Source organism: Pseudomonas sp. 01L34 (assembly GCF_056400265.1).
Genome location: NZ_JBFTSX010000007.1, coordinates 19,208 through 34,591 on the forward strand (window position 1 = coordinate 19,208; position 15,384 = coordinate 34,591).

The 15,384-nt window shown below is 56.6% G+C and carries 14 protein-coding genes, 4 tRNA genes and 1 riboswitch; of the genes, 6 read left to right on the forward strand and 12 right to left on the reverse strand.

Annotated elements, in window-relative coordinates; translation table 11 throughout:
- The first annotated feature begins 651 nt into the window (after positions 1–651).
- A complete protein-coding gene (locus AC1DQM_RS21790) occupies positions 652–1,854 on the forward strand; it encodes a GNAT family N-acetyltransferase (RefSeq protein ID WP_477746851.1) in 1,203 nt (400 codons plus the stop codon).
- Between the two features lie 537 nt (positions 1,855–2,391).
- Here the strand turns inward: AC1DQM_RS21790 and AC1DQM_RS21795 are convergent.
- A tRNA-Arg gene (locus tag AC1DQM_RS21795) sits at positions 2,392–2,468 on the reverse strand.
- Between the two features lie 291 nt (positions 2,469–2,759).
- Here AC1DQM_RS21795 and AC1DQM_RS21800 point away from each other — a divergent pair.
- A complete protein-coding gene (locus AC1DQM_RS21800; RefSeq protein WP_018926377.1) occupies positions 2,760–2,993 on the forward strand; it encodes a hypothetical protein in 234 nt (77 codons plus the stop codon).
- A 23-nt stretch (positions 2,994–3,016) separates the two neighbouring features.
- A complete protein-coding gene (locus AC1DQM_RS21805; RefSeq protein ID WP_018926378.1) occupies positions 3,017–3,196 on the forward strand; it encodes a PA3371 family protein in 180 nt (59 codons plus the stop codon).
- Here AC1DQM_RS21805 and phnN read toward each other — a convergent pair.
- Positions 3,171–3,743 carry a phosphonate metabolism protein/1,5-bisphosphokinase (PRPP-forming) PhnN gene (gene phnN, locus AC1DQM_RS21810; RefSeq protein WP_026286446.1) on the reverse strand — a complete coding sequence of 191 codons (573 nt, stop codon included), beginning with the start codon at positions 3,741–3,743 and terminating at the stop codon, positions 3,171–3,173. The genes AC1DQM_RS21805 and phnN overlap by 26 nt on opposite strands.
- 385 nt (positions 3,744–4,128) lie before the next feature.
- Between phnN and AC1DQM_RS21815 the strand changes: the two genes are divergently transcribed.
- Positions 4,129–4,455: an Arc family DNA-binding protein gene (locus AC1DQM_RS21815; protein WP_018926380.1), complete on the forward strand. Its 327-nt coding sequence runs from the start codon at positions 4,129–4,131 to the stop codon at positions 4,453–4,455.
- A gap of 107 nt (positions 4,456–4,562) precedes the next feature.
- Here the strand turns inward: AC1DQM_RS21815 and mgtE are convergent, their stop codons facing one another.
- Entirely contained in the window at positions 4,563–6,005 is a 1,443-nt protein-coding gene (mgtE, locus tag AC1DQM_RS21820; RefSeq protein ID WP_018926381.1) for a magnesium transporter, read from the reverse strand.
- A gap of 321 nt (positions 6,006–6,326) precedes the next feature.
- Between mgtE and AC1DQM_RS21825 the strand changes: the two genes are divergently transcribed.
- Positions 6,327–6,845 (forward strand): cell envelope protein SmpA, encoded by a 519-nt coding sequence (locus tag AC1DQM_RS21825; RefSeq protein WP_138866955.1) that lies wholly within the window; start codon positions 6,327–6,329, stop codon positions 6,843–6,845.
- A 19-nt stretch (positions 6,846–6,864) separates the two neighbouring features.
- Here the strand turns inward: AC1DQM_RS21825 and AC1DQM_RS21830 are convergent.
- The 7 genes from AC1DQM_RS21830 to ltaE all read right to left on the reverse strand — a co-directional run bounded on the left by AC1DQM_RS21830 (position 6,865) and on the right by ltaE (position 12,832).
- Positions 6,865–6,941, reverse strand: a tRNA-Arg gene (locus AC1DQM_RS21830).
- Positions 6,942–7,012: 71 nt separating this feature from the next.
- Positions 7,013–7,089 (reverse strand) — tRNA-Arg (locus AC1DQM_RS21835).
- A gap of 107 nt (positions 7,090–7,196) precedes the next feature.
- Positions 7,197–7,287: transfer RNA gene (locus tag AC1DQM_RS21840), tRNA-Ser, on the reverse strand.
- Between the two features lie 62 nt (positions 7,288–7,349).
- Positions 7,350–7,538 (reverse strand): carbon storage regulator CsrA, encoded by a 189-nt coding sequence (csrA, locus tag AC1DQM_RS21845; RefSeq protein ID WP_002554426.1) that lies wholly within the window; start codon positions 7,536–7,538, stop codon positions 7,350–7,352.
- Between the two features lie 188 nt (positions 7,539–7,726).
- Positions 7,727–8,968 carry an aspartate kinase gene (locus tag AC1DQM_RS21850; protein WP_007934911.1) on the reverse strand — a complete coding sequence of 414 codons (1,242 nt, stop codon included), beginning with the start codon at positions 8,966–8,968 and terminating at the stop codon, positions 7,727–7,729.
- A 91-nt stretch (positions 8,969–9,059) separates the two neighbouring features.
- Positions 9,060–11,681, reverse strand: a complete 2,622-nt coding sequence (gene alaS / locus AC1DQM_RS21855) for an alanine--tRNA ligase (RefSeq protein WP_018926383.1) — start codon at positions 11,679–11,681, stop codon at positions 9,060–9,062.
- Between the two features lie 146 nt (positions 11,682–11,827).
- On the reverse strand, positions 11,828–12,832 hold the full coding sequence (gene ltaE, locus AC1DQM_RS21860) for a low-specificity L-threonine aldolase (RefSeq protein ID WP_477746852.1): 1,005 nt from the start codon (positions 12,830–12,832) through the stop codon (positions 11,828–11,830).
- A gap of 198 nt (positions 12,833–13,030) precedes the next feature.
- Positions 13,031–13,201: riboswitch (FMN riboswitch) on the forward strand.
- A 115-nt stretch (positions 13,202–13,316) separates the two neighbouring features.
- Between ltaE and AC1DQM_RS21865 the strand changes: the two genes are divergently transcribed.
- Positions 13,317–13,826, forward strand: a complete 510-nt coding sequence (locus tag AC1DQM_RS21865; protein ID WP_019582888.1) for a 6,7-dimethyl-8-ribityllumazine synthase — start codon at positions 13,317–13,319, stop codon at positions 13,824–13,826.
- A gap of 186 nt (positions 13,827–14,012) precedes the next feature.
- On the opposite strand, the gene astE is transcribed toward AC1DQM_RS21865, so the two are convergent.
- Complete coding sequence (gene astE, locus AC1DQM_RS21870) at positions 14,013–15,023, reverse strand: succinylglutamate desuccinylase (protein WP_477746853.1); 1,011 nt, start codon at positions 15,021–15,023, stop codon at positions 14,013–14,015.
- Positions 15,024–15,035: 12 nt separating this feature from the next.
- Positions 15,036–15,326: a hypothetical protein gene (locus AC1DQM_RS21875; RefSeq protein WP_018926388.1), complete on the reverse strand. Its 291-nt coding sequence runs from the start codon at positions 15,324–15,326 to the stop codon at positions 15,036–15,038.
- Positions 15,327–15,384: the final 58 nt, after the last annotated feature.

The following is a 15,384-nucleotide window of genomic DNA, read 5'->3' on the forward strand; positions in this document are numbered from 1 at the left end:
GGTGTTACTAAATTTTTAGCCTTTAAATTCAACGGGTTAAATAAATTTGTAACACCCGTAACTCACGTAACACGGTATTTGACAGGTATCTGTCCCCGCTCCCCGTTAGCAATGCGCTCCACCAGCGAGGCGATTCCATCAGGAGCCGGGGCCCCTGACGCATTAAGACAAACACGGGGTCGGAAACCCGCGTGATCGTGTTAGCGGAAAAATGCCCAGCTTAGTGAACAGGTGAACCAGGTGAACTGCAGTTCACCAGTGCATTTGCACTATGAATCGGAATGTCGCTGGGGACCCTGGGCATTTCAGATAGACACGGGGCAAAGAACCCGCGCGTTCGTGTTAGCGGCTGGATTTTTTAAGTTAGTTGACAGGTTGACGGAGTTGACTCGGTTGACCAACGCCAAGCGTGCGTTATCAGCAACACAAAGGGGCATCATTACCGACACGGTAACGATGCTCCTTTTTCTTCAAAATCCTTTCAATTTCAACGATTGAAATTTCAGTAAGCTGCGTAGCCTGTCGCTAACACGATGTCGCGGGTTTCCGACCCCGTATAGCGCGAAAGTCCTCAGGGTCCCCAGCAGTTTTTTCGACTGAGATAATCGATAATGGGTCTCCATGCTATGCATACCGTTTGAGTGGATGTAGATGCGTAAAAGACTTAGCTGCAAAACGCTTGAAACACTTTTCGAGCTGGTCAAGGAACAACGTCTCGCTCCGCCAGACCCACGATACTTATTTCCGGAAGAAGAGGGATTACTGAAGGCTCGAGCTATTCGCTCCGCCTCCCTGGAGGAGCTAATCGAGCGAACAGAACATCGAGGTCTCTCTCGCCTAAATCGGCTGATTCAGGACCTAGCTTCCTATTTCGACATCCCCAGCCAAACCATCTATTGGAAACCCAGTAGGCCTGATGACGAGGCACTCGGCTCTGCGGGCTTCACTGCCAGCGATGCAGTGGGGTTGCTGATTCATCTGCAAGGTTTAGGGCTGCGCGTCCGGCCTCATGTATTGGTGAAGCGGTTCCTGAAAGGCTTCACCGGCAGAGACCTGCTTACAGACACAGAGATGGAAATCTTCTACTACGAAAAAAAACGGCAACGCCAAATTTACATCCTTCGGTCTGATCATGAAGATCGATACGGCAGTCGGACCGAAGAGACCTTCAAAGATACTAATGGCTACCGATTTGTCATGACGCGTACAAACGGGGAGCCGCTTCAGCTGGAGGTACGCGGCCCGCAATACCGGGCAGTAAAGCAGATCGACAAGACCTGCAACTATTGCGGTGCTGCATACCTTACCAATAGCCCCAGTTCCGCAAGGGCTCACCGTCAAGAGCACACCCGTGTCAGGCATTTGATTGACCCCGCCCCAAGTCTTCGCTTCGCAAAGCGCTTAACTGCTCACTCGTGTCCGGAGAAGGTCGATTCAACTGCTCCACTATGGATGCACGAGGAGGTACGCAGAAGAGCCATTCAATTCCGACGAGATTTCCGCTATGACTTTCTGCAATGGGATGGCGGCGCAAATCGGGCTGCAAGCGGGGGTTGTCATGGACACCTCTTTGCGGTCAATGACACCGAACACCAGGGAGTGATTGCTGGCGCATGCGCCTTTTTTCCCGAAAAGGAAGGTCGGTGGTGTCTAGGCTGGATTTGGATAGCACCCCAGTATCGTAGGAAGGGAGTTCTCGAAAGCAGATGGAGCTCGTTTCTTGAGCAATATGGTGATTTCACAATTGAGCACCCTCTCTCCACCGCCATGCATGAGTTTGTCGTTAAACACGGCACGACTCATCAAAAAGGGCAGCTCAGCACCTTCCACAAAGAAATCACATCCACCGTCTAGCCACCGTCTCCGTCTAGCAACGAAGCTGCCTCCTCACGACAGGCCCAAAGTGACGTTACGGGTGTTACACGCGTTACAGAGCCACGCATACCATTGATATATATAGCTTTTATTGATGTAACACGTGTTTTTTTGCCCCTATAGGCAGCATGTTACGCATCCGATAGGTGTTACAGCGCCAGTCCTTATGCCACTTTGCTGGCGGGCTCCTCCCTTCCCCGCTGTGACTCAGGCAAGTCGCGGGCTTAGTAGCCCAAATGGGGCATGGGGAGCAGCGAGTTCAATTGGACGGGTGCCCCAGATAGATACGTGGCAACGCGACGGCAAAGCATCGTGCAAAAAAGATTGAATTGATAAGAGTGGAAACCGAATACGCGCCTATCGCTGAGCGCGAACGGCTCAAAGGCTCGATGACTGAGAGGAGTAAAACGCCAGAGGACAGCTCCCAATCGCCAGATTACGAAGCTCGTTGCTGTCACCCTGCTGTCACAGCTTTCTCTCGGCAAACAAGAATCAGGCTGTAAGCTTTGAATTATATGGTGTCCCAGGGCAGGTTCGAACTGCCAACCTTCCCCTTAGGAGGGGGATGCTCTATCCAATTGAGCTACTGAGACACAAGTTGCGCGCAAGGAATGCGCGGCGATGGACGGCGTGCATGTTAACGGGCAGGCCCGCTTTTGTCATGTCGTCCGTAGGGCTTTTTAAGTGTAGGCAGACGCCCCACGGTAGCGTGGCTTTGTTTACCGTGCAAATTGCATCACCGCAAAATGCCATCATTGCAAAATGCAATGCCGGCATTTTGTTAAAATAGCGTAATTCTTTGTTTTTAAAGGATTTAATAGCCGTTAAACTTTTGGCATGCGGGCTGCTTCGACTGTTCTCAAAGAACGAAGGAGATCAGCCCCATGAACAGCGCTCTTTTAGTCGCGAATGCAGTCGCCCTGGCGGTTCTGTTGGGTTTTCAGTTCTTCCCCGCAAACGACGCTGCGATGGTTGCCCAACGCACGCCCCATGACCTGCAGCTGCAAAAAGCGCCTCAATGGGCAGTCACGAGCGATCAACGCAGTTTTGTCAGCCAAGAGCTGAGCCAGGAAAGTCTTCAACCCCGCACGCAGTCTTTTGAACGCTTGGTATTTTGAACCACCTCATCAGGAAGCACAGCATGTCCAAATCAGCCGCAGGGTTTCTCATCCTCGCTCTACTGAGTGGCATCCTTCATCTGTCATTAGTCCAGGACACGATCGTCACCCTGCCCCTGATTGCCTGCGGCGTGTTCAGTGCGCTGTTCGTGCTGGCGCTGATCGCCGGGCGCAAGATCAAGTTCGATCCGGTTCTGCGCTGACGCTCAGCAACTCCAGAAGACTGGCAACGGTGACCGCAAGGTCGCCGGAGTTATCGAGTCGACGGATTTGCGTATCACCGATTGTGTCGTCAGCCGTGAACAGCGCATTGCGGCACAGTCTCGCTTCAATTTCTGCCGGGCTTTCACGCCCCCGCCGTAGCAGGCGCTCTCGCAGAACGTCATCCTTGACCGTCAACAGCACCGGCAACAGCGTGGGATAGCGCTGTTGCGCTTCTGTCAGGTGGCCGCGCGAAGCATTGATCAGCACATCGCGTCCTTCCTTGAGCCACTGGTCTATACGCACAGGAATACCGTAATCGAGCCCATTGGCCTGCCACGAAAGCGCGAAATCCCCATTGTTTCTGCGTCGCTCGAACTCTTCGCGGGACACCTCAATGGCGTCTTCGCCGACGGACTCAGCCGAGCGCGTAATAACCCGCCGCACGACTTCACAATTGCGCACCCGCAACGGCCCGCGAGCGGCTTCGATGAGGCTGTCCTTGCCGGATCCCGAAGGCCCCATTAAATAAATCAGCCTGCCATCCATCCTGAAATCATCCCATACCGTCCGTCTGCCCTAGTAAATCGGCCATTTGCCACTATCCTGTTAAGGTAAGGAACAAGGATCGAATCCGCATAGCATGCACCTTCAGGCGTCTTCGGGCATCACCTGTCGGGCAAGAGGACGCGGTCAGCGATACGGACTCATGGGATGTTTTCAAACCAGTCCGCATTTCTGATAATAGGTGCTGGCATTAAGCCTTTACCCAGATCAATATTTGTCACAGAATTGACGCCAATGATCTGGCTAATTTGAGGCATGATGCGCGCCTCTATCAATTCAGGTTGAACATTTGGTCGGAGTGCTTGTCCTATCTGACATCCTGCGGCCTATCCCGAGAACCGCTCCCCTGAACTAACCGGTTAAATATATGCGCCCATTGAAACAGGCAATTTATTCCAGCCGTACGGCTGACAAGTTCGTCGTACGTCTGCCAGACGGAATGCGTGAACGCATTGCCGAGGTGGCTCGCAATCATCATCGCAGCATGAATTCCGAAATCATCGCGCGTCTTGAGCAGAGTCTTATTCAGGAAGGCGCGTTGGGCGAAGAATTGAGCATGCGCCTGGACAGCCCCGAGCTGTCATTACACGAACGCGAACTGCTGCAACGCTTCCGCCAACTCTCCCACCGCCAGCAAAACGCTCTGGTTTCGCTGATCGCCCATGATGCCGAAATGGCTGCAGACGTTTCCTGATTCATCCTGAAAGCTCAAGCCAGCGTAATTGCTGGCTTTTTTTTGCCTGAAATTCAGCCCCTCAAAAAAAAACCCGCCGATTGGGCGGGTTCTTTTGAGGTAGAACGTCAGAGCAGAAAAATCGTCGCCAGCCCGAGAAAGATGAAAAAGCCACCACTGTCGGTCATGGCAGTGATCATCACACTCGCGCCCATTGCCGGGTCGCGCCCAAGCCGCGCCAGGGTCATCGGAATCAACACGCCCATCAATGCCGCAAGCAACAGGTTAAGCGTCATGGCGGCGGTCATCACCACGCCCAGGGACCAACTGCCATAAAGCAGGTAGGACACCACACCAATCACTCCACCCCAGACCACGCCATTGATCAAGGCGACCGCCAACTCCTTGCGCATCAACCTCGACGTATTGCCGGTACTGACCTGGTCCAGCGCCATGGCCCGAACGATCATGGTGATCGTCTGGTTACCCGAGTTACCGCCGATACCCGCCACGATCGGCATCAATGCCGCGAGCGCTACCAGCTTCTCGATAGAGCCCTCGAACAGGCCGATAACCCGTGATGCAACGAACGCGGTGATCAGGTTTATCGCCAGCCAGGCCCAACGGTTGCGCAGGGACTTCCAGACTGACGCAAAAATATCTTCTTCTTCGCGCAGACCCGCCATGTTGAGAACTTCGTTTTCGCTCTCTTCACGAATCAGGTCGACCATTTCATCGATGGTCAGACGACCGATCAGCTTGCCGTTCTTGTCCACCACCGGGGCCGAGATCAAGTCGTAACGCTCGAACGCCTGAGCGGCCTCGTAGGCGTCTTCGTCCGGATGAAAACTCACCGGATCGCTGGCCATCACTTCCGAGACCTGTTTATCCGGGTCGTTGACCAAAAGGCGCTTGATCGGCAACACGCCCTTGAGCACGCCGTCGTAATCGACCACGAACAGTTTATCGGTATGGCTTGGCAACTCTTTGAGACGACGCAGGTAACGCAACACCACTTCAAGACTGACATCCTCACGGATGGTCACCATCTCGAAGTCCATCAGCGCACCGACCTGCTCCTCGTCATAGGACAACGCGGAGCGGACGCGCTCACGCTGTTGAGCATCGAGGGTTTCCATCAGCTCGTGGACGACGTCTCGCGGCAGCTCGGAGGCCAGGTCAGCAAGTTCGTCGGCATCCATGTCCTTGGCCGCCGCCAGGAGCTCGTGATCGTCCATGTCGGCGATCAGGGTTTCACGAACCGAATCGGATACTTCGAGCAGAATGTCGCCGTCGCGGTCGGCCTTGACCAACTGCCAGACGGTCAGACGATCGTCCAGTGGCAAGGCTTCAAGGATGTAGGCAACGTCAGCGGAGTGCAGATCATCGAGCTTGCGTTGCAACTCGACGAGGTTTTGCCGGTGAACCAGGTTCTCGACCCGGTCGTGATGCGGACCTTCCTGGCGATGAGTCAGGTCTTCGACCACCCGCTGGCGCTGCAGCAGCTCAACGACTTGAGCAAGGCGGTCCTGCAAGCTTTCCTGCGTTTTCTTTACTTCAACTTCAGACATAGGCGAACTCCACTCCCAGCAGCGGGGCACGCCGGAAGGATCAATCAGTCAATTCATGATTGTAAAAACGGGGTACTGAGTAACTACTGGGTAAGTCCATGGAGGTATTCCACAAGCCCCGGCGGGGCTGACAGGCGCAATGATAACACCGCCTGACGGTTTTAAACGTGAAAAAATCGCGGCTGAAACAAGCGCTTGCGAGACAAACCTGAGCGCCGTCCTGATCCATGGAACTGCGACGACTCATCCTGAAAAGAAAACACACCGCAGTCGAAAAATGTAACGGCTACCCTTGATATGGACCGTCAAGGAGGACGTCGAATGCCACGGAATGCTAATTATTTTTTGCTTGCCGCCCTGCTCTGCCTGCCGCCCTGGGCGTTTGCTACGACCATCCACCGGTGTGAAGCCCCCGACGGACGCATCACCTTCACGACCTTGAGCTGTACGACCGGAGAAAGCCTTTCGCTTCAGGAAGTACGCACGTTTTTGCCTGGCAGCACGACAGCCCTGATGCCAGAAGCCGAGGTTCGCGAAACATCAAGTATGAAAAACCCAAGGAGAGAGCCGACGGTCGTTGGTCAGTCCGAGGACAAATGTGGAAATCAGCTCGGCGCGAAGGAACGCCGCATCGCGATCATCAATCAAAGAGTGGTTGCCGGCATGAGCCAGCAGGACGTCGAAAGCGCTCTCGGCAAGCCAGACAAAATCAGCACTCGCAATTCAGCCATGAGCTACCGCTACGACAACAAGCGAGGGCGCAGTGCTCACATCGAGTTCGATGAGAAAGGTTGTACCAAAGGAAAAGCCAAATCGCAGACGGCAAAAAGCCCGCGTTAAACGCGGGCTTTTTGGTGTTTGGTGCACTCGACAGGATTCGAACCTGTGACCGCTCGGTTCGTAGCCGAGTACTCTATCCAGCTGAGCTACGAGTGCATTTGTGTTTTTATACCAGATCACAACTGGTTGAAGCCAAGTTACTCACATTGCTGCAAACAACTCTTAAATGGTGCACTCGACAGGATTCGAACCTGTGACCGCTCGGTTCGTAGCCGAGTACTCTATCCAGCTGAGCTACGAGTGCATTTGTTGCCGCGCATTATAGGCCGTTAAATCTTTTTGTAAAGCACTTTTTCTAGTAATTTCAACAACTTACCGAAGAAGCCAGATTACAACGTACTAAACAAATAATGGCGGAGAACGGGGGATTCGAACCCCCGACACCCTTTTGAGGTGTACTCCCTTAGCAGGGGAGCGCCTTCGGCCACTCGGCCAGCTCTCCGCAACACGGGGCGTATATTAACCAGCTTTATCCCCGTTTGCAAACATAAAAAACGATAAAAATTAATGGCTTGGTTCTTCGTCCTTCTCTTTCTTGATACGCAGGTAAATTTCCTCACGGTGCACAGCCACCTCTTTCGGGGCGTTGACACCAATACGCACTTGATTTCCTTTAACGCCGAGCACGGTCACGGTGATTTCGCCATCACCAATAATCAGGCTTTCTGCGCACCGACGAGTCAGAATCAGCATACCTTTCTCCTCACGCATTTCATTTCAGGGACAACAGTCTGCAAAAAAAAGGCATTCGACCTACAACCGAAAAGGTCGCGGCCCTACATGCCTGAGTATTGACTAGCGCGAGCAAAAGAACAGTTTTGGTACGCACCATTCAAAAAAACGAAGGGCGCGGTCAGACCGCGCCCTTCGGGGGGAACGCATTACTCGCCCTGTCGGGCCGGCGCGTCCAGTTCGAAAGCTGTGTGCAGGGCGCGCACAGCCAGTTCCAGGTACTTCTCTTCGATCACCACGGACACCTTGATTTCCGAAGTCGAGATCATCTGGATGTTGATGCTTTCTTTGGCCAGGGATTCGAACATGCGGCTGGCCACGCCTGCGTGGGAACGCATGCCGACGCCAACGATCGAGACCTTGGCAATCTTGGTGTCGCCAACGACTTCACGGGCACCGATCTCGCGAGCGGTGTTTTCCAGCACGGATTGCGCCGCCTGGTAGTCGTTACGGTGCACGGTGAAGGTGAAGTCGGTGGTGTTATCGTGCGCAACGTTCTGCACGATCATGTCGACTTCGATGTTCGCGGCGCTGATCGGGCCGAGAATCTTGAACGCCACGCCCGGGGTGTCTGGCACGCCACGGATGGTCAGCTTGGCTTCATCGCGGTTGAAAGCGATGCCGGAAATGATCGGCTGTTCCATGGTTTCCTCTTCATCAATAGTAATGAGGGTGCCCGGACCCTCCTTGAAGCTGTGCAGTACGCGCAGCGGAACGTTGTACTTGCCGGCGAACTCGACCGCACGGATCTGCAACACCTTGGAACCGAGGCTGGCCATTTCCAGCATCTCTTCGAAGGTGATCTTGTCCAGACGCTGAGCCACAGACACCACACGCGGGTCGGTGGTGTAGACGCCGTCGACGTCGGTGTAGATCTGGCATTCGTCAGCCTTCAGGGCTGCCGCCAGCGCCACGCCAGTGGTGTCGGAACCGCCACGACCGAGCGTGGTGATATTGCCGTGCTCGTCGACGCCCTGGAAACCGGCGACAACCACCACACGACCGGCCTTCAGGTCACCGCGAATCTTCTGGTCATCAATCTGCAAGATACGCGCTTTATTGTGCGCGCTATCCGTCAGAATCCGTACCTGGTTGCCGGTGTACGACACCGCTGGCACGCCACGCTTGATCAGCGCCATGGCCAACAGTGCAATCGTCACCTGCTCACCGGTGGAAACGATCACATCCAGTTCGCGCGGAACCGGTTGGCCGTCGCCACTGATTTGCTTGGCCAGATCGATCAGACGGTTGGTTTCGCCGCTCATTGCAGACAGCACAACCACCAGGTCATCGCCCGCATCGCGGAATTTCTTAACCTTGTCGGCGACCTGCTCGATTCTCTCGACAGTGCCGACTGAGGTGCCTCCAAATTTCTGTACGATCAAAGCCATTTCAAAGCCGCCTCTGCCCATGAAGGGCGCCCAATAAATCACTCAAACAGCGTTCTGGCCCGCTACTAGACCGCGGACCAGGCACACTGCCTTATAAACCCTGCTCTACAAATGGAACAGTCAGGGCCAATGCGGCATCCAGTGCGCCAGCGTCAGTACCACCGCCCTGCGCCATGTCTGGACGACCACCGCCCTTCCCGCCCACTGCCGCAGCAGCCTGCTTCATCAAATCACCGGCTTTGAGTTGGCCAGTCAGGTCTTTGGTCACGCCTGCAACCAGAACGACCTTTTCCTCATGGACACTGCCGAGCAGGATCACTGCGCGGCCGAGTTTGTTTTTCAGTTGATCGACCAGCGCCAGCAGCGCCTTGCCGTCCTGACCGTCCAGACGCACGGCCAGCACTTTCACGCCTTTGACGTCCAGGGCAGAAGCCGACAGATCGTCGCCCGCCGCGCTGGCCGCCTTGGCCTGCAACTGCTCGAGTTGCTTCTCCAGCAGACGGTTGCGCTCCAGCACAGCCGACAGCTTGTCGATCAGGTTATCGCGGCTGCCCTTGACCAGGTTGGCCGCTTCCTTGAGTTGTTCTTCTGCAGCATTCAAGTAGGCCAGTGCCGCGGCACCGGTGACTGCCTCGATACGACGCACACCCGAAGCCACACCGCCTTCGCTGATGATTTTCAGCAGACCGATGTCGCCGGTACGGGTGGCATGAATACCGCCACACAGCTCGACGGAGAAATCGCCCATGCTCAGCACACGAACGCTGTCGCCGTACTTCTCGCCGAACAGCGCCATGGCGCCTTTCTGCTTGGCGGTTTCGATGTCGGTTTCTTCGGTTTCAACTTCGGAGTTCTTGCGAATCTCGGCGTTGACGATGTCTTCCAGCGCCTTCAACTGCTCAGGCTTGATCGCTTCGAAGTGGCTGAAGTCAAAGCGTAGACGCTGACTGTCGACCAACGAGCCTTTCTGCTGAACGTGCTCGCCCAGCACCTGACGCAATGCAGCGTGCAACAAGTGAGTCGCCGAGTGGTTCAGCGACGTCGCATGGCGCACTTCGGCATCGACATGAGTCTCCACCGGAGCACCTACGATCAGGCTGCCCGAATCCAGCACACCGTGGTGCAGGAACGCACCGCCGGTCTTGGTGGTGTCGCGCACGTCGAAACGCGCAGCGCCAGCCTGGAGGAAGCCGCAATCACCAATCTGACCACCGGATTCGGCATAGAACGGCGTCTGATCGAGAACGACCACGCCCTCTTCGCCTTCGCTCAGTACGTCAACCGATTGCCCTTCTTTATAGAGAGCAACGATTTTGGCGGAACCACTGTGAGCGGTGTAACCGGTGAACTCGGTGGCCACATCAACCTTGACCAGGCTGTTGTAGTCCATGCCGAAGGAGCTGGCGGAGCGGGCACGCACGCGCTGGGCTTCCATCTCGCGCTCGAAGCCTGCTTCGTCGATGGTCAGGCTGCGCTCACGGGCGATGTCGCCGGTCAGGTCCATCGGGAAACCGTAGGTGTCGTAAAGCTTGAACACCACGTCGCCCGGCACCACGTCGCCTTTGAGTTCGGCCAGATCCTGCTCGAGGATTTTCAGGCCCTGCTCCAGAGTCTTGGCGAATTGCTCTTCTTCGGCCTTCAGCACGCGCTCGATGTGCGCCTGCTGGGATTTCAGCTCAGGGAATGCTTCGCCCATCTCGGCGACCAGGGCCGCAACGATCTGGTAGAAGAAGCTGCCCTTGGCGCCCAGTTTGTTGCCGTGACGGCAAGCGCGACGAATGATCCGGCGCAGTACATAACCGCGACCTTCGTTGGACGGCAGCACGCCGTCGGCAATCAGGAAGCCGCAGGAACGGATGTGGTCAGCCACGACTTTCAGGGAAGCCTGATTGTCGTTGGTGCAACCGATGGCCTTGGCCGATGCGCTCAGCAGGCTCTGGAACAGGTCGATTTCATAGTTCGAGTGAACGTGCTGCAGCACGGCACTGATCCGCTCAAGACCCATGCCGGTGTCCACCGACGGGGCGGGCAACGGATGCAACACGCCATCGGCGGTGCGGTTGAACTGCATGAACACGTTGTTCCAGATTTCGATGTAACGGTCGCCGTCTTCTTCCGGCGAGCCCGGTGGGCCACCCCAGATGTCGGCGCCGTGATCGTAGAAGATCTCGGTGCAAGGACCGCACGGGCCGGTATCGCCCATGGTCCAGAAGTTGTCGGAAGCGTACGGCGCGCCCTTGTTGTCGCCGATGCGAACCATGCGCTCGGCCGGTACACCGACTTCTTTGGTCCAGATGTCGTAGGCCTCGTCATCGCTGGCGTAGACGGTCACCCAGAGCTTTTCTTTCGGCAGGTTCAGCCATTTGTCGGAGGTCAGGAACGTCCAGGCAAAGGTAATGGCGTCACGCTTGAAATAATCACCGAAGCTGAAGTTACCCAGCATTTCGAAGAAGGTGTGGTGACGGGCGGTATAACCGACGTTTTCCAGGTCGTTGTGCTTGCCGCCGGCACGCACGCATTTCTGGCTGCTGACGGCGCGGGTGTACGCGCGCTTTTCCTGGCCCAGGAAGCAGTCCTTGAACTGGTTCATCCCCGCGTTAGTGAACAGCAGGGTTGGGTCGTTGCCCGGAATCAAAGAGCTGGAGGCTACACGGGTGTGGCCTTGCTCTTCGAAGAAGCGAAGGAAGGCTTCACGGATTTCTGCGCTTTTCATTAGGTTCTTCCACGGAGGCTGCGGCCAAAGGCCTGTGCGAAACGTCAACAGACGAAGCGACGGCAAAGGGCCGCATTATATCGGCCCTGCGCGCGGGGTACAGCGTGTTTATACGATAGAAACGGTCAATTGGACCGCTAACGCGATCAGATGCGGGAAAACTCGACGAATGTAGCGACGACCTGCTCGATTTGCGCACGGTTGACGTCCATGTGCGTGACCATTCGCAGACGAGCGGCAGCGCTGAGCTTGACCCAGCGTGTCGCGGCGAAGGCCTTGATCGCTTCGGCCTTGTCGCCCATTTTCACGTAAACCATGTTGGTCTGCACCGGCTCGACCTCATACCCCGCCGCCCGCAGGCCTTCGGCCAGCCATTGTGCGTTGGCATGGTCGTCGGCCAGGCGCTGAACATTATTATCCAGCGCATACAGCCCCGCCGCCGCGAGAATCCCGGCCTGGCGCATGCCGCCACCGACCATCTTGCGCAAACGCCGAGCCTTGGCGATCAACTCGACCGAGCCGCACAGCACCGAACCGACTGGCGCACCCAGGCCTTTGGAGAGACAGACCGACACCGAATCGAAATGCTGAGTGATATCCCGGGCATCGACACCCAGCTTGACCGCCGCGTTGTAGAGCCGCGCGCCATCCAGATGCAGCGCCAGGCCATGCTCACGAGTGAAGCGGCGAGCCTGGGCCAGGTACTCCAGCGGCAGCACCTTGCCCTGCATGGTGTTTTCCAGTGCCAGCAAACGGGTGCGCGCGAAGTGGAAGTCGTCCGGTTTGATCGCGGCGGCGACTTGCGCCAGGTCCAGCGAACCATCGGCTTGCACTTCCAGCGGCTGCGGTTGGATCGAACCAAGCACCGCCGCGCCACCACCTTCGTACTTATAGGTGTGGGCCTGCTGACCGACAATGTATTCGTCACCGCGCTCGCAGTGGGCCATCAAGCCCAGCAGGTTGCTCATGGTGCCCGTTGGAACAAACAGCGCCGCGGCAAAACCCAGTCGTGTTGCCAGCTCGGCTTCCAGACGATTGACCGTCGGATCTTCGCCATAAACGTCGTCACCGGTGGCGGCATTGGCCATCGCGTCGAGCATCCCTGCGGTCGGTTGGGTGACGGTGTCGCTGCGAAGATCGATAACGCTCATGAATCTGGCCTCGGTAAACAGGGGAAAAATCCGTTTCGGAAAGGAATTACTGCGGTCATGCCGACAATTAATCAAGCCTTGAACGAGGAAAAGAGGCTGTATGCCTTCGGAAAAGCCGATAGCAATCATCAGAAAGCAGCCATGCACGCCCCATAAATATGTGTTAAAAACGCTTCGCCGCCAAACAATCTGGCGGCAAAACGTTCTCAGGGCGGGGTGTAATTCCCCACCGGCGGTAATTGCGCGCAATGCGCATAGCCCGCGAGCGCTTGGCGACAGGCACGGCAATGGCTGTGATGGCGGCAAGGTCAGCAGACCCGGTGTGATCCCGGGGCCGACGGTCATAGTCCGGATGAAGAGAGAACGGGATTGACGCCGCCCAGGTTCCGTACCAAAGCGCCGTCCGCAGACACGTGTGCCTGCGTACCCTTAAATCCCATTCGATTCATAACGCCCTGTTTTTCACACAAACAGGAGTCAGAACATGCAACCCACCGCAATCGATAGCAAAAGCAAAAACCATCAGGGCGAGCGCGTCGCGTTCATCCAGGCCTGCTGGCACAAGGAAATCGTCGATCAGAGCCGTAAAGGCTTCGTCGCTGAAATGATTGCCCAGGGTTATCAGGAGTCGGACATCGATTTCTTCGAAGTCGGTGGCGCCTTTGAAATTCCGCTGCACGCCAAGTTGCTGGCCAAGTCCGGTCGTTATGCCGGCATCGTCGCCGCGGGCCTGGTGGTCGATGGCGGCATCTATCGCCACGAATTCGTCGCCCAGTCGGTGATCAGCGGCCTGATGCAGGTTCAGCTGGAAACCGAAGTGCCAGTGTTCTCGGTGGTTTTGACCCCGCACCACTTCCACGCCGGTGAAGAACACCAGAAGTTCTTCTTCGAGCATTTCGTGCATAAAGGTCAGGAAGCGGCGAAGACGTGTGCAGATACGCTGCACAAGACTCGCGCATTGCGCCGCAGCGAGCCTCGCGCGGTAGCTGTCTAAACACCGATAAAACTTGTGGGAGGCGGGCCTGTGTGGCGAGGGGGCTTGCCCCCGTTCGGCTGCGAAGCAGTCGTAAATCCAGATAACTTGGTTTGTCTGGACCCAAACCGGGGGCCGCTTCGCGACCCAACGGGGGCAAGCCCCCTCGCCACACAGGCCCGCTCCTACATTTGACGGGTGTTGTGCCTAGACCAGGTTTTCGTCGGTGGTCGGTACGACCAGGATGCCAGCGCGCAGGCCGTTCTTGACCCTGGGGTTCGGGAAGATGATCCGGGCGCCCTGCTCTTCGATGATCCAGCGGGTATTGGCGATATCCTCGGCAAGCACATAACCCACTTTCAATTCCGAAAAGTTTTCGATGTCCGCCGGCAGGTTCAGACGGAAGTTATCGCTGTGCTTGATCACTTCCCGGGCCACGCTGAACAACTGCAACCCTTCCAGCCCTTCATCGGTCATTGGCGGCTCGGTGCCTTCGATGATCTGCTTCAGGCGGGTTTCCAGCAGGCTGACGTTGACCCCTTCGTTCTGCCCGAACGGCCGGGCCTTGCCCAGCTCCAGGGTGAAGGACTCGGCATCGAGCTTGTCGTAGGTGTAGGAGCTGAAGACGATGGAGGGTTTGTTCTGCAACAGCACCGCTTCCATACCGGCGGCGCGCAAGCGAGCCAGCTCCTGGCGCGAATGCTGACGGCCTTCTTTCCAGGGGTAGAGGGCGAATTGCTCGATTTTCGAGCCACGGATTGCCGTGTGCAGGTCGTAGTGCAGACGGTTACGGTCCGGCAGGCTGAAGAACGTCGCCGCCAGCCGCTCCAGCTCACAAGCGCGCAAGGCCTCGGAACCGCTGCTTTGTTCGTGACGGCCGTTGAACAGCCGATTGACGTCCTGCTCGATGAAACGCTCACCGCGACGGATGGCCTCGGGATTGCCGAACAGGAACAGAATACGGGCGCGCGGCTTCAAGTCACCGCGGGCGATGTCATGCAACAGGCGATCGAGCAGCTCGATCGGCGCTGTTTCGTTGCCATGGATACCGGCCGACAGCAGCAGGTCCAGGCCATTGTCGCGAGCTTCAGGTGGCCGGACTTCCAGCGCACCTTCGCTCAACCAGCGCATCCGTACGCCTTCGACAGTCAGTTGAGTCTTCTCCGCCGGTTCGCGGCCGGCGAGGGTCAGTTCAAGCAGTTTGCCGAGGGCGAGCATAGAGCGGTTTCCTTAGTGGTCGTGATTGCAATCCGGGCCGTGCACGTGGTCCTCATCATCACCGAGATCAGCCGGTTCCATCTCCAGTTGCAGACTTACCAGATTAGTCGCCAATGGGCGCAGCAGCAGGTTGGCGTATTCAGCGTCACCCTCTTCGACGTCCACGCCGATCAGCAGCTGGCCACGGCCGTCCTGCTGGATCCACAGCTCTTTGCCTTGCCACATGACCGCGACGCGGGTGCAGGAAGTTTCCAGTTGCGTGCCGTCGGTGTCTTCAAGGATCAGCTGCAGGGTATCGCTCATGTATTTACGCTCTCATCTGGAGATTAAGCGGCGCGCTTGCCATTCATATAAAAAGCCA